Source organism: Leclercia sp. GLN_9, from assembly GCF_043105735.1.
Lineage (GTDB): Bacteria > Pseudomonadota > Gammaproteobacteria > Enterobacterales > Enterobacteriaceae > Enterobacter > Enterobacter adecarboxylatus.
The window spans coordinates 117,902-130,556 of the sequence record NZ_JBICLV010000017.1 but is presented as its reverse complement, the minus strand read 5'-3'; the positions used below and the strand labels follow the sequence as shown (position 1 = coordinate 130,556).

The window sequence follows — 12,655 nt, the reverse complement described above, 5'->3', positions numbered from 1 at the left end:
GGGATCTCCTCCCGGCGCCCACCTGGTGTGCGCATCTGACCTGTCATCAGAACGAGAACAAACATGTTTAAACCGGAACTCCTCTCCCCGGCGGGAACGCTGAAAAATATGCGTTACGCTTTCGCCTATGGCGCCGATGCCGTCTATGCGGGCCAGCCGCGTTACTCACTGCGCGTGCGTAATAACGAATTCAACCACGAGAATCTGCAGCTCGGCATCAACGAAGCCCACGCGCAGGGGAAAAAATTCTACGTGGTGGTGAATATCGCCCCGCATAACGCCAAGCTGAAAACCTTTATCCGCGACCTGAAACCGGTGGTGGAGATGGGGCCTGATGCCTTGATTATGTCGGACCCGGGTTTAATCATGCTGGTACGGGAAAACTTCCCGGAGATGGACATTCACCTCTCGGTGCAGGCCAATGCCGTTAACTGGGCAACAGTGAAATTCTGGCAGCAGATGGGGCTGACCCGCGTGATTCTGTCCCGCGAGCTGTCGCTGGAAGAGATCGAAGAGATCCGCAGCCAGGTGCCGGAAATGGAGCTTGAGATTTTCGTCCACGGGGCACTGTGCATGGCTTATTCTGGCCGCTGCCTGCTCTCTGGCTACATCAACAAACGTGACCCGAACCAGGGGACCTGCACCAACGCCTGCCGCTGGGAATATAAAGTCCAGGAAGGTAAACAGGATGAGGTGGGCAATATCGTGCATAAGCACGAGCCGATCCCGGTGCAGACCATTGAGCCAACATTAGGTCTGGGTGCCCCAACCGACAGCGTGTTTATGATTGAAGAGGCCCAGCGTCCGGGCGAATACATGACCGCGTTCGAAGATGAGCACGGCACCTACATCATGAACTCCAAAGATCTGCGTGCCATCGCCCACGTTGAGCGCCTGACCCAGATGGGCGTGCACTCGCTGAAGATCGAAGGCCGCACCAAATCCTATTACTACTGCGCGCGTACCGCCCAGGTCTACCGCAAGGCGATCGACGACGCAGCGGCGGGTAAACCGTTCGACCCGACCCTGCTGGAAACACTGGAAGGGCTGGCACACCGCGGCTACACCGAAGGCTTCCTGCGTCGTCATACCCATGACGATTACCAGAACTATGAATATGGCCACTCGCTTTCCGAGCGCCAGCAGTTTGTCGGGGAGTTCACCGGCGAGCGCAAAGGTCCACTGGCAGCGGTTGCGGTGAAAAACAAATTCCTTGTGGGTAACAGCCTGGAGTTGATGACCCCACAGGGCAACGTGAATTTCACTCTCGAACATATGCAGAATGGTAAAGGTGAAGCCGTATCAGTCGCACCGGGTGATGGTCATACCGTCTGGCTGCCTGTGCCGGAAGATATTTCGCTGGATTATGCCCTGCTGATGCGTAATTTCACCGGGGAAAACACCCGTAACCCGCATGCTGGCTAGTCAATTGTGTTATTTTTGGTATGGGATGATTCTTAGAATCCGATCACATACCGCTGCGTTTTTTACGGTTATTATTGATAACGCTGAAAAACATAACCCATAAATGCTAGCTGTACCAGGAACCACCTCCTTAGCCTGAGTAATCTCCCTTACGCAGGCTAATTTTTTTGTCTGTAAAACGCCCTTCTTCCGCCTTCGCCCCTGCTTTTCTGCCCCATCCATAAGTTTCCCTAACGTAAATTTATCTTTATTTTCAATGAGAAATACCGGAATTTATGAATTTCGTAAAGTCAGGCTTTTCAAGCACCTGTACGATGTTATTCTCTGTATGAATGGAATTTCACTTAAGGATAAGGAGAAATACATGTACTGGGTGGTTGAAGAGAGGATGGTGTGCCCGCGTACCGGAACAATTTTCATTCATGTTCTTACAGTTAAAAATCTCAGGCTGATAATCTGGTATAAAGGCGATTACTTTATCAGCCCCGGCTCGGTTCTGGTGACCAGCCCTTTCGGAATCGCTGTGGATGGCAGGCTCAGACAGTTACACATCCTGCGAGCGTTTCCTTATACCCCGCCCTTTTGGTCATCATTTCTGGCGAACTCGACGTGCCCGGGCAATAACGGCACCTTGCTCACCCGCTGCGAACATCGCCAGGATTGTGTGTTCGCTTTGTGCCCTTATGGTGCTATAGCGTCATAAACGAGGTGGTCCGAGTGGCGCACGTTTTGGCTCGCCACTCATTTAATTTTTATCCTTTCGTCCTCTTCTTACCCGCTTTTCTCCGCGCTGCGATACACTTTTGAAAGATCAGCACAGGAGCAATGTGGATGGCGACCTATCCGGCAAGTTTATTAATTCTGAACGGCAAGGGCTCAGGCAACGAACTGTTGCGCGAAGCCGTAACGCTTCTTCGGGAAGAAGGCGTGGTGATCCATGTCCGCGTGACATGGGAGAAAGGTGATGCAGCACGTTATATACAGGAAGCCTGCGATCTCGCGGTGGAAACTGTCATTGCAGGCGGTGGCGATGGCACAATCAATGAAGTGGCGACGGCGCTAATTGCCCTGCCAGAGGCGCAGCGTCCCGCGCTGGGCATTTTGCCGCTCGGCACCGCCAACGATTTTGCCACCAGCGCCGGGATCCCCGACAGCCTCGATAAAGCATTGCAGCTGGCGATTGCGGGTAAAGCCACGGCGGTAGATATTGCCCGGGTGAATGATGAAACCTGCTTTATCAATATGGCCACCGGCGGGTTTGGCACGCGTATTACCAGTGAAACCCCGGAAAAAATGAAAGCCGCGCTGGGCGGCGTCTCATATCTGCTTCACGGACTGGCGCGGATGGATTTACTCAAGCCCGACAGCTGTGAAATTCGCGGCGAGAATTTTCGCTGGCAAGGGGATGCGCTGGTGATCGGTATCGGTAACGGCCGTCAGGCGGGAGGCGGGCAGCAGCTCTGCCCGGATGCATTGATTAACGATGGACAGCTACAGCTGCGCATTTTTTCTGCCAACGAACTGCTCCCGTCGCTGTTGACGACGCTGACCAACCCGGAAGAAAGTCCGAACGTCATTGACGGTCAGTCAGCCTGGTTTGAGATCGTCGCCCCGCACGGCATGACCTTTAACCTGGATGGCGAACCACTTAGCGGCGACCATTTCCGCATCACGCTCTTGCCCGGCACGCTCCAGTGTCGGTTGCCGCCGGATTGTCCGCTTCTGCGCTGAGGGTCTGCCCGGCAGCGCTGCGCCTGCCCGGGCCTACGTTTTTTGTAGGCCAGGTAAGCGCAGCACCATCCGGCATTAGTAGACCGCCACCTCCCGGGCCATCTCGCGGGAGTACTGCTGGCTGGCGTTCACCAGCATCCGGGTGTAATCCGTTTGCGCCTGCCCCGCCACCAGATCATCTACCGTCAGGGTTTCGAGGATTTTCCCGTACTGCATCACCGCCACCTTCTGGCAGAGATGGGCGATCACCCCGAGATCGTGCGTCACCATCAGGTAGGTGAGGTTCGACTCGCGTTGCAGTTCTGCCAGCAGGTTTAAGATCTCCGCCTGCACCGACACATCCAGCGCCGAGGTCGGCTCGTCAAGCAGCAGCACCTGTGGCTCCAGAATCAGCGCCCGGGCAATCGCCACACGCTGGCGCTGACCGCCGGAGAGCTGATGCGGATAACGGTCACGGAAGGCGCGGTTGAGGCCCACTTTATCCAGCAGAGCGTGGATGCGCCGCTCCCGATCGTTGATGCCGTGAATTTGCAGCGGCTCTTCCAGAATATCGCCGATGGTGTGGCGGGGGTGCAGCGAACCATAGGGGTCCTGAAACACCATCTGCACCAGCCGACAGCGCTGGGGACTGATGCGTCGCCCCAGCGGCTGGCCGTTAATCGCCAGCGCCCCGTCCCAGTGGGTGAACAACCCGGCCAGGCACTTCAGCACTGTGGTTTTGCCCGAACCGGACTCCCCCACCAGGCCGTAAATCTCCCCCGGCTGGACGTTAATGTTGACGTCATACAGGACCTGGCTGCGTTTCTCGCCTTCGCCGAACGCCAGATTCAGGTTTTTTACCTCGATCATCTTCGCTCCTTATTCCGTCAACCAGCTGGCCTGGCGCTGCAACACCGGCAGCACCGGACGGCGGTGGTTCATCTCTGGCAGGGCATTGATAAGCCCCTGGGTATAGGGGTGCTTCGCATTATGCAGGTCACAGGCGGCAATCGACTCCACCACCCGTCCGGCATACATCACCAGCACCCGATCGCAGAAGCTGCGCACCAGGTTAATATCGTGGCTGATAAAGATCAGCCCCAGCCCACGGGACTGGACCAAATCGTCAAGTAATCCCAGCACCTGCAGCCGCACCGAAACGTCCAGCGCCGAGGTCGGTTCATCGGCGATCACCAGTTCGGGGTCAGTGATCAGCATCATGGCAATCATGATGCGCTGCCCCTGCCCGCCGGAGATCTCGTGCGGATAGAGCTGATACACCCGCTCCGGCTGGCGAATGCGCACTACGTCCAGCATCTCAAGCACTTTGGCTTTCGCCTCCGCCTTGCGCCCCGGATGGTGGGTCAGCCAGGCCTCAGCAATCTGATCCCCGACGCACACCACCGGGTTGAGGGAGTATTTCGGGTCCTGCATGATCATCGAAATACGCTTGCCGCGAATGCCGCGCATCTGCGCCTCGCTGACGGTGCGTAAGTCCACATCGCCAAACTGCATCCGGGTGGCGCTGATCTGCGCCTTTGCCGGGTGCAGGCGCAGCAGCGCCCGCCCGACGGTGGATTTCCCGGAACCCGACTCGCCGACAATCGCCAGCTTCTCTCGCCCGAGTTGAAAGGAGACGCCGCGCACCGCGTTGGTGACCGCGCGTCCGTTGATAAAGTCAACGTGCAGGTCACGCACGTCCAGCAGTGGCGCATCAGTTGCTGCGAGGATCGAGGATGTCACGTAAGCCATCTCCTAAAAAGTTAAACGCCAGGCTGTTGAACAGGATTGCCAGCCCCGGAATAGTGACCACCCACCAGCACTCCATCATGTAGGTACGCCCGCTGGAGATCATCGCTCCCCACTCCGGCTCCGGCGGCTGCGCGCCGAGGCCGAGGAAGCCGAGACCGGCGGCGGTCAGGATGATACCGGCCATGTTCATGGTGATACGGATAATCACTGATGGCAGGCACAGGGGAACGATATGCCGCCACAGCACCCGCACCGGAGACGCGCCCTGTAAACGTACGGCAGAGATAAAGTCGGCCTGACGCAGCGAGAGGGTTTCGGCGCGGGCCAGACGGGCGATCGGCGGCCAGGCGGTAATCGTAATGGCAATGACCACGTGTTCCAGCCCCGGACCGAGCGCCGCGACAAACGCCAGCGCCAGCACCAGGCTCGGGAAAGAGATAAAGATATCGGTAACGCGCATCAACACCGCATCGACTTTGCCGCCAAAGTACCCGGCGGTCACGCCCAACAGCAGCCCCAGCGGCCCGACGGTGACCGACACCAGCAGCACAATATAGAGCGTGATGCGCGAGCCGTAGACCAGACGGCTGAAGATATCCCGACCAAACTCGTCTGTGCCGAACCAGTGCTGTGCATTCGGTGCCACCAGGGCGTTATTCAGATCCTGCACCAGTGGGTTGTAGGGCGCGATCCACGGTGCGAAGGCTGCCACGATCAACAGCAGCAGGATGATGCCGCCACCGATGGCCGTCAGCGGGTTGCGCGCCATCTGCCCGACAAACCCGAAGGTACGGCGGGCCATCCGCGTCAGACGCTGGCGCCCTTCGCTGCGGACAGGTTGCAGAGGTGTATCCAGAGAAACGGTCATGATTTCGTCCTCGGGTCAAAGAGTTGATACAGCATGTCGGAGAGCAGGTTGAGCATCACAAAGATGATCCCCACCAGCAGCACGCAGCCCATCACCGCGTTCATGTCCCCCAGCAGCAGGCTACCGGTGAGATAGGAGCCAAAACCCGGCCAGGAGAAGACGGTTTCAATCAGTACCGCCCCTTCAAGCAGCGAGCCATAGGCCAGCGCGACCACGGTAAGCAGCTGCACCAGGATATTGCGAAACGCGTGGTTCCAGATCACCTGCCGCTCGGTTAAACCTTTCACCCGGGCGGTGATGATGAACTCCTGCGACAGCTGGGCCAGCATAAAGCTGCGGGTCATGCGGCTGATGTAGGCCAGCGAGTGGAACCCCAGCAGCGAGGCGGGCAGGACCAGGTGGTTGATGGCGTTCCAGAACACCGTGCTGTTGCCTGCCAGCAGGGCATCGACGGTCATTAACCCGGTGCGGCGTGGCACCAGGCCATCCAGGCCCAGATCCAGCCGTCCGGCGCCGCCCACCCAGCCAAGCCAGGCGTAGAACAGCAGCAGGCCCATCATCCCGACCCAGAAGATTGGCGTGGAATACCCGGCGAGGCTGATGATGCGCACCACGTAATCCGAGACGCTGTTGCGTCGCGCGGCGGCCAGGACCCCCAGCGGAATGCCTAAACCGGCCCCGACAATAATCGCCATCGTCGCCAGCTCCAGCGTCGCCGGGAAGACACGCAGAATGTCATCCAGCACCGGTTTACCTGTCAGCAGGGCATTCCCAAAATCCCCCTGCAGCAGGTTGCCAAGGTAGATACCGAACTGCGTCAGCAACGACTGATCAAAACCCAGCTGGTGATAGACCTGTTGGTAGGTGCTGTGGTCGGCATCCGGTCCGACAATCGCCAGCACCGGATCCACCGGCATCACGCGGCCAATAAAGAACGTCAGCACCAGCAGACCGAACAGGGTCACCAGCACCTGGGTTAACCGTTTTGAAAAACGGCGGGTGCGGGAGCCAGGCGCAAGGATCGCAACGCTCATTTTTCACCTCCGGTTTTGTACACTTCCCGCAGGAAGGTGGTCGCTGACGGGTGCGACTGGAAGTTTTTGACTTCGTTACGCACCACTACCGAATCGACCATCAGCGACAGCGGCAGCAGAGCCGGGATCAGCTGGTCATAACGCACCTGAATTTGCTGATAATCCGCCACTTGTTTCTGCGGATCGCGCTCCAGCAGGGCTTTGTCGATCATCTCGTTTAGCGGCTTGTCGTAGAAACTGGTACGCCAGCCCTGGAAGTTGGTCAGCCGGGCTTCGTCGCTGTTGTCCGGGTTATAGACCAGCGCGCGCAGGCTGGAGTGCGGATGCGGCTCCACGCCGCTGCCGCCGCGCCCGACCAGCATGTCAAACTTACGCTCGCGCATCGCACCGTAGATCTGGTTTCCGGTGCCGGTGATGATTTTGGCGTTAATGCCCGCCTGCATCAGGGTGGATTGCACCGCGATGGCGATATTGAGGAACGGCTGATCCGCCAGCACCCGCAAAGTGGTGTCGAAACCGTCCGGGTAGCCTGCTTCCGCCAGCAGTTTTTTGGCACGCGGGATATCCAGCTTATAACCGGGATCCGGCAAGGTGGACGGCATACCCGCCTTGATTGGCCGCTGGTGCAGCACGCCGTAGCCCGGCATCAGCGCCTTGTTGATCCCCTGATAATCAATCAGGTAGCGCACCGCTTCGCGCACTTTCGGGTTGGCGAAATGCGCCTCCTTCATGCTCATCGCCACGTAGTAGACTGTGCCCTTCTGCACGGCTTCCACCGTCAGCTGCGGATCCTTACGCAGGGCGTTGATGTCGGCCACCGCCATGTTGCTGGCGATATCCAGATCGCCCTTCTCCACCATCAGGCGCAGCGTCTGCGACTCCTGGAAATGGCGCAACACGACGCGGTTCATCTTGGGCTCTTCACGCCAGTAGTTGGGGTTGCGCTGCATGCGCAGCACGTCTTTTGCCTGCCAGGTCTCGAGCATAAACGGCCCGGAACCGGCTTCGTTGGTGGTCAGCCAGCGGTTGCCCCAGTCGCTGTTCACCTCATGGCTCAGCACCGTTTTGCGGTCCAGCACGCCGAGGTTGCCCAGCGCGCCGAGGGAGTAGATCACCAGCTGCGGATCGTTGGCCTTTGGCAGGGTGAGCTGCACGGTGTAGTCATCCAGGGCTTTAATCTGCTGGTCAATATTCTTTTTGGAAAAGCCGTAGGATTTCCACACCGACGCCTGGGCCAGGTTCAGGTGCAGCAGGCGGCGCATCGACCACACCACATCCTCGGCGGTGAGCGGATTGCCGGAGTGGAAGGTCACGTTGTCGCGCAGATGGAAGGTCAGGGTTTTGCCGTCCGGCGAAATGTCCCAGGACTTCGCCAGCGCCGGTTTGACGTTGGTGAGGGTATTGGGATCCAGTTCCACCAGTGAATCGTAAAGATTGACCACAATGCCGACCACTTCGTTACCGGTCATCGCGGCCGGATCGAGGGTCAGCAGGTTGTTCATGTTCATGCCAATGATGAGCTGATCGGGCGGCGTTTTTGCGTACGCCGCCCCGCTCCCCATCATCAGCGAGAGCGCAAGTAAACACGCCCCGGTGAGGGAGTTTTTCTTCATCTGTGTATACCGTTTGTAGGGTAGAAGTTTTATTTATCAGTCGTGGCTGACGGTATTGGCTTCGATATACGCAAAATTGATGTCTTCGCCGAGTCCCGGGCGAGTCGGCAGGCTGACCATGCCCTCATCGTCCATTGGGTCGATCAGGCTGTGCAGATACGCTGCCGGTTCATCATAATCAAGGAACGGATGCAGCAGGCCGCGCTCGTACCAGCGGCAGTTTTTGATCGCGCCAATGACGGCCAGGCTTGCCGCGCCGTTGCCGTGGACTTCGCAGTCCATGCCGAACGATTCTGCGAGGTTGGCCACTTTCAGGGTTGGCGAGATACCACCGACGCCATTGGCTCCGGCACGCAGGATGTCGCAGGCCCCGGCTTTCACCCAGTCGGCACGGCTGTGGTGTTTACCGCCCAGGCTTTCTGGCCCGATGATCGGAATGGAGAGGTTTTCCGCCAGCCAGGCATAAGAGGACATGCTCTCCTCTTCCATCGGCTCTTCAAACCACGCGAAGTTGAGTTTTTCCAGCTCTTTGCCGATGTAGAGCGCTTCGGCGCGGCTGTACCAGTGGTAGCCGTCGATCATCAGGTCGATGTCCGGGCCGACCGCTTCACGCACCGCGGCACAGGCTTTGACATCCATTTTTGGATTGGGGGCAAAGGAGACGGGCGGCATCCAGGTGTGCAGCTTGATCGCTTTGTAACCGCGGGCCACCAGTTTTTCGGCAAAGCTGGCGTACTCTTCCGGCGTGGAGAGACCACCGGGCAGATCATCGCCACACATGGTGCTGCCGTAAGCCGGAACTTTATCGCGGTAGCCGCCGAGCAGCTTCCACACCGGCATATTGAGTTTACGGCCAATCAGATCCCACAGCGCCTGCTCAACAAACCCCAGCGCACGTTCGGTCAGCTGGTGGGCGCTGCCGCGCTGCCAGTGTGCCAACTCCTGCCAGATCTTCTCGCGATTAAACGCGTCCTGGCCGATCATCACTTTACGAAAGAAGGTATTGACCACAAAAGGGCGCACCACTTCCGGCGGTGCAAATGAATACCCTTTGGTGCCATCGTCTGCGGTAATGGTTAGCATCGCCATTTTTGCCAGGCTTTCTGGTCCCGGATGGGAATGCCCGGCAGTATCGGAAACCCGACGCGTGGGATACTGAAAGACGGTGACGTTTACAGATTCGATTTTCATTATGAGTCCTTAAAACAACGTAGGTTCAGTGCCTTTAGCAATTTGAAAAGCTGTTTCGAAACTAACTGTAAGCGCAAAATTCATCCACTGCCTTAGACAAATTCCGCTAAGCGCTGACCATTTATTGGGCATATGCACGGGAGGAAGTGACACTTTTCACAAAAGGAGAGGGAAATGTGAGGTGGATCGGAGTGGAATAAGTGTGGGTTTAGGTTCGCCTTTTCAGGCTGGGTAAAGGCAGTGCCGCCCGGTTTATTGGCGGCACTGCGATCTGATGATTTCCCCCCTGCCCTTTTCCTCGGGACAGGGCGAAAAGCGGGTTACGCGATGGTGATTTTCTTATCCAGATAGACATCCTGCACGGCGTTAATCAGCTTCACGCCGTCGGCCATCGATTTTTTAAACGCCTTGCGTCCGAGGATCAGCCCCATGCCACCGGCACGTTTATTGATCACCGCCGTACGCACCGCATCGGTGAGGTCGGTTTCTCCCCCTGACGCACCGCCGGAGTTGATAAGCCCCGCGCGGCCCATATAGCAGTTCGCCAGCTGGTAGCGCACCAGGTCGATAGGGTTATCGCTGGTCAGTTTGCTGTACACGCGGTCGTCGGTATAGCCAAATTTGACCGCTTTGTAGCCGCCATTGTTTTCGGCCATTTTCTGTTTGACGATATCTGCTCCGATGGTCGCCGCCAGATGGTTAGCCTGGCCGGTTAAATCGGCGGAAACATGGTAATCCGTTCCGTCTTTATTGAAGGCCGGGTTACGCAGATAGGCCCACAGCACGGTTACCATCCCCAGCTCATGGGCACGCTCGAAGGCAGCCGAGATCTCTTCAATCTGGCGGCGCGACTGCTCAGAGCCGAAATAGATGGTGGCACCCACCGCGACAGCACCCAAATTGAAGGCCTGCTCGACGCTGGCGTAGAGGGTCTGGTCATATTCGGTGGGGTAGCTCAGGGTTTCGTTGTGATTCAGTTTCACCAGGAACGGAATACGGTGCGCGTAACGGCGAGAGACCGACGCCAGCACGCCGTAGGTAGAAGCCACGCAGTTACAGCCCGCCTCGATCGCCAGTTCCACGATGTTCTTTGGATCAAAATAGAGCGGGTTGGCGGCGAAGGATGCGCCCGCAGAGTGTTCCACACCCTGATCCACCGGCAGGATCGACAGATAGCCGGTTCCGCCCAGACGCCCGGTGTTATACAGCGTCTGCATATTGCGCAGCACCGCCGGTGGGCGGTTGTTGTCCACCATTACGCGGTCAACGTAATCGTGGCCAGGAAGATAAAGTTGGTCGGCTGGAATGGTCATACAACGATGCTGTAACAGGCTGTCGGCATCTTTGCCAAGCAATTGCGTAATATCAGTCATGGTTTTCCTCCCGTCAGTGCCGACGGCACGTCGGCATGTTTTATCCAGGCTCACAGGATTGTAAGCCCTTTAAGCCTGGTCTGCGGGTCGTCAAATTACCAGCCGTCTACCACCATGCATGAAAATGATGCACCGGGCCTGCACCATGCCCGACCTCCAGAGTGTCAGCTTGAGCCAGCGCACGGGAGAGCCAGATTTTCGCCTCCTGCACCGTCTCTTCCCAGCTTTGGTGCCGCGGGCGCAGCGCCGCCAGGGCAGCAGAGAGCGTACAGCCCGTGCCATGGGTATTTTTCGTTTTGACACGCGGGGCGGTAAAGCGCATGGCGCCGTCACGGGTAAACAGCCAGTCGGGGCTTTCGGCATCGTCCAGATGACCGCCCTTCATCAGCACCGCCTCGCACCCCATCGCCAGCAATGCCTGGCCCTGCGCTTTCATCTCCTGCTCGCTGCGGGCATGAGGCGCATCCAGCAACGCCGCCGCTTCGGGCAAATTGGGCGTGATCAGCGCCACCTGCGGCAGGAGCTTTTTACGCAGCGTGTCAACGGCGGAGGGCGACAGCAGCGGATCGCCGCTTTTCGCCAGCATCACCGTGTCCAGCACCACGTTTTTTACCTGATGTCGCAGCAGCTGCTCCGCTACGGCCTCGACGATATCCGTTTCGGCCAGCATGCCGATCTTGGTGGTGTCGATGCGCACATCGCTGAACACCGACTCCAGCTGTGCCGCCACGAAATCAGGTTCGATACGATAGACCGACTGCACCCCACGGGTATTCTGTGCCACCAGGGCGGTGATCACCGAGCAACCATAGGCCCCGAGCGCCGAGAAGGTTTTCAGGTCGGCCTGGATACCGGCGCCGCCGCTTGGGTCAGTGCCGGCAATAGTGAGCGCATTAATCCGTTTCATCGTTGCGCTCCCAGTTCCCACAGGGCATCAAGAAAAGCCGGGGCAAAACTGCCCGGCCCTTTGCTGTGCGCGGCAGCAAGCGTACCGGCCCGTTTCATCCAGCCACAGGCGGCGGCGATGTTATCCAGCCGGTCGCCCGGCAGTGAACAGCTGGCCGCCACCACCGCTGACAAGGCGCAGCCGGTCCCCACCACCCGGGTCATCAGCAGATCGCCGCCAGTGAGGGTCTGGGTACGCAGCCCGTCGGTCACGTAATCGACCTCGCCGGTCACCGCCACAATCGCGTTGGTTTGCCGCGCCAGCGCCTGGGCTGCTGGCAAGGCACTGGCGGCCGTATCAGTGGTATCCACCCCACGCCCGCCTGCGCTCATCCCGGCGAGGGCGAGGATTTCAGAGGCATTGCCGCGAATGGCGGCCGGTTTCAGGGCGAGGATTGGCTGGCAAAAACGGGTCCGGTACGTCAGCGCGCCAACGGCCACCGGATCGAGCGTCCAGGGCTTGCCTGCCGCCACTGCACTTTCAATCGCCCGGCGCATCGCCTGGGCACGCGGTGCGGTCAGGGTACCCACGTTGATCAGCAGCGCATCGGCAATCGCGGAAAACTGTTCGGCCTCTTCGGCTTCAATCACCATCGCCGGTGAGGCACCGAGAGCCAATAACACGTTGGCGGTAAAGGTCTGCACCACGTCATTGGTCATGCAGTGGGTCAGCGGAGAGCGGGTTCGGAAATGGTGTAAGGCGTGTAAATTGAGCAGGTCAGGCTGCATGGTATCGCTCCTGCC

At 58.5% G+C, this 12,655-nt stretch carries 12 protein-coding genes; 3 read left to right on the top strand and 9 right to left on the bottom strand.

Annotated features, from left to right (window positions below; translation table 11 throughout):
• Positions 1–63 precede the first annotated feature (63 nt).
• From yegQ to yegS, 3 genes are all read left to right on the top strand, one after another.
• Entirely contained in the window at positions 64–1,425 is a 1,362-nt protein-coding gene (gene yegQ / locus ACF8PE_RS11240) for a tRNA 5-hydroxyuridine modification protein YegQ (protein ID WP_032612485.1), read from the top strand.
• Between the two features lie 364 nt (positions 1,426–1,789).
• Positions 1,790–2,128, top strand: coding sequence for an anti-adapter protein iraM (locus ACF8PE_RS11235; RefSeq protein WP_103792152.1), 339 nt, complete (start codon positions 1,790–1,792; stop codon positions 2,126–2,128).
• A 128-nt stretch (positions 2,129–2,256) separates the two neighbouring features.
• Positions 2,257–3,156 carry a lipid kinase YegS gene (yegS, locus tag ACF8PE_RS11230; protein WP_032612488.1) on the top strand — a complete coding sequence of 300 codons (900 nt, stop codon included), beginning with the start codon at positions 2,257–2,259 and terminating at the stop codon, positions 3,154–3,156.
• A gap of 75 nt (positions 3,157–3,231) precedes the next feature.
• Here the strand turns inward: yegS and ACF8PE_RS11225 are convergent, their stop codons facing one another.
• The 9 genes from ACF8PE_RS11225 to thiM form a co-directional block, all read right to left on the bottom strand.
• Complete coding sequence (locus ACF8PE_RS11225) at positions 3,232–4,005, bottom strand: ABC transporter ATP-binding protein (RefSeq protein ID WP_103792153.1); 774 nt, start codon at positions 4,003–4,005, stop codon at positions 3,232–3,234.
• 9 nt (positions 4,006–4,014) lie between these two features.
• Positions 4,015–4,887, bottom strand: a complete 873-nt coding sequence (locus ACF8PE_RS11220; protein ID WP_213019185.1) for an ABC transporter ATP-binding protein — start codon at positions 4,885–4,887, stop codon at positions 4,015–4,017.
• On the bottom strand, positions 4,850–5,755 hold the full coding sequence (locus ACF8PE_RS11215) for an ABC transporter permease (protein WP_200142057.1): 906 nt from the start codon (positions 5,753–5,755) through the stop codon (positions 4,850–4,852). The genes ACF8PE_RS11220 and ACF8PE_RS11215 overlap by 38 nt, the downstream gene beginning before the upstream one ends.
• Positions 5,752–6,789 (bottom strand): ABC transporter permease, encoded by a 1,038-nt coding sequence (locus ACF8PE_RS11210; RefSeq protein WP_032612495.1) that lies wholly within the window; start codon positions 6,787–6,789, stop codon positions 5,752–5,754. The genes ACF8PE_RS11215 and ACF8PE_RS11210 overlap by 4 nt, the downstream gene beginning before the upstream one ends.
• The gene (locus ACF8PE_RS11205) at positions 6,786–8,402 is read right to left on the bottom strand and encodes an ABC transporter substrate-binding protein (protein WP_392494862.1); all 1,617 of its coding nucleotides are present in this window, start codon (positions 8,400–8,402) and stop codon (positions 6,786–6,788) included. Before ACF8PE_RS11205 ends, ACF8PE_RS11210 begins: the two co-directional genes overlap by 4 nt.
• Positions 8,403–8,438: 36 nt before the next feature.
• On the bottom strand, positions 8,439–9,593 hold the full coding sequence (locus tag ACF8PE_RS11200) for a mandelate racemase family protein (protein ID WP_032612499.1): 1,155 nt from the start codon (positions 9,591–9,593) through the stop codon (positions 8,439–8,441).
• Between the two features lie 320 nt (positions 9,594–9,913).
• Positions 9,914–10,966 carry a class I fructose-bisphosphate aldolase gene (fbaB, locus tag ACF8PE_RS11195; RefSeq protein ID WP_032612519.1) on the bottom strand — a complete coding sequence of 351 codons (1,053 nt, stop codon included), beginning with the start codon at positions 10,964–10,966 and terminating at the stop codon, positions 9,914–9,916.
• A gap of 106 nt (positions 10,967–11,072) precedes the next feature.
• Positions 11,073–11,873: a bifunctional hydroxymethylpyrimidine kinase/phosphomethylpyrimidine kinase gene (gene thiD, locus ACF8PE_RS11190; protein WP_151585673.1), complete on the bottom strand. Its 801-nt coding sequence runs from the start codon at positions 11,871–11,873 to the stop codon at positions 11,073–11,075.
• Positions 11,870–12,640 carry a hydroxyethylthiazole kinase gene (gene thiM / locus ACF8PE_RS11185; RefSeq protein ID WP_392494861.1) on the bottom strand — a complete coding sequence of 257 codons (771 nt, stop codon included), beginning with the start codon at positions 12,638–12,640 and terminating at the stop codon, positions 11,870–11,872. The genes thiD and thiM overlap by 4 nt, the downstream gene beginning before the upstream one ends.
• Positions 12,641–12,655 lie beyond the last annotated feature (15 nt).

What these genes read in the sequence shown, in the direction of transcription:
- ACF8PE_RS11215 (WP_200142057.1), bottom strand. Translation starts at nt 5,755, where the DNA reads ATGACCGTTTCTCTGGATACACCTCTGCAACCTGTCCGCAGCGAAGGG.
- ACF8PE_RS11205 (WP_392494862.1), bottom strand. Translation starts at nt 8,402, where the DNA reads ATGAAGAAAAACTCCCTCACCGGGGCGTGTTTACTTGCGCTCTCGCTG.
- ACF8PE_RS11225 (WP_103792153.1), bottom strand. Translation starts at nt 4,005, where the DNA reads ATGATCGAGGTAAAAAACCTGAATCTGGCGTTCGGCGAAGGCGAGAAA.
- fbaB (WP_032612519.1), bottom strand. Translation starts at nt 10,966, where the DNA reads ATGACTGATATTACGCAATTGCTTGGCAAAGATGCCGACAGCCTGTTA.
- ACF8PE_RS11220 (WP_213019185.1), bottom strand. Translation starts at nt 4,887, where the DNA reads ATGGCTTACGTGACATCCTCGATCCTCGCAGCAACTGATGCGCCACTG.
- ACF8PE_RS11210 (WP_032612495.1), bottom strand. Translation starts at nt 6,789, where the DNA reads ATGAGCGTTGCGATCCTTGCGCCTGGCTCCCGCACCCGCCGTTTTTCA.
- ACF8PE_RS11235 (WP_103792152.1), top strand. Translation starts at nt 1,790, where the DNA reads ATGTACTGGGTGGTTGAAGAGAGGATGGTGTGCCCGCGTACCGGAACA.
- yegQ (WP_032612485.1), top strand. Translation starts at nt 64, where the DNA reads ATGTTTAAACCGGAACTCCTCTCCCCGGCGGGAACGCTGAAAAATATG.
- thiD (WP_151585673.1), bottom strand. Translation starts at nt 11,873, where the DNA reads ATGAAACGGATTAATGCGCTCACTATTGCCGGCACTGACCCAAGCGGC.
- thiM (WP_392494861.1), bottom strand. Translation starts at nt 12,640, where the DNA reads ATGCAGCCTGACCTGCTCAATTTACACGCCTTACACCATTTCCGAACC.
- yegS (WP_032612488.1), top strand. Translation starts at nt 2,257, where the DNA reads ATGGCGACCTATCCGGCAAGTTTATTAATTCTGAACGGCAAGGGCTCA.
- ACF8PE_RS11200 (WP_032612499.1), bottom strand. Translation starts at nt 9,593, where the DNA reads ATGAAAATCGAATCTGTAAACGTCACCGTCTTTCAGTATCCCACGCGT.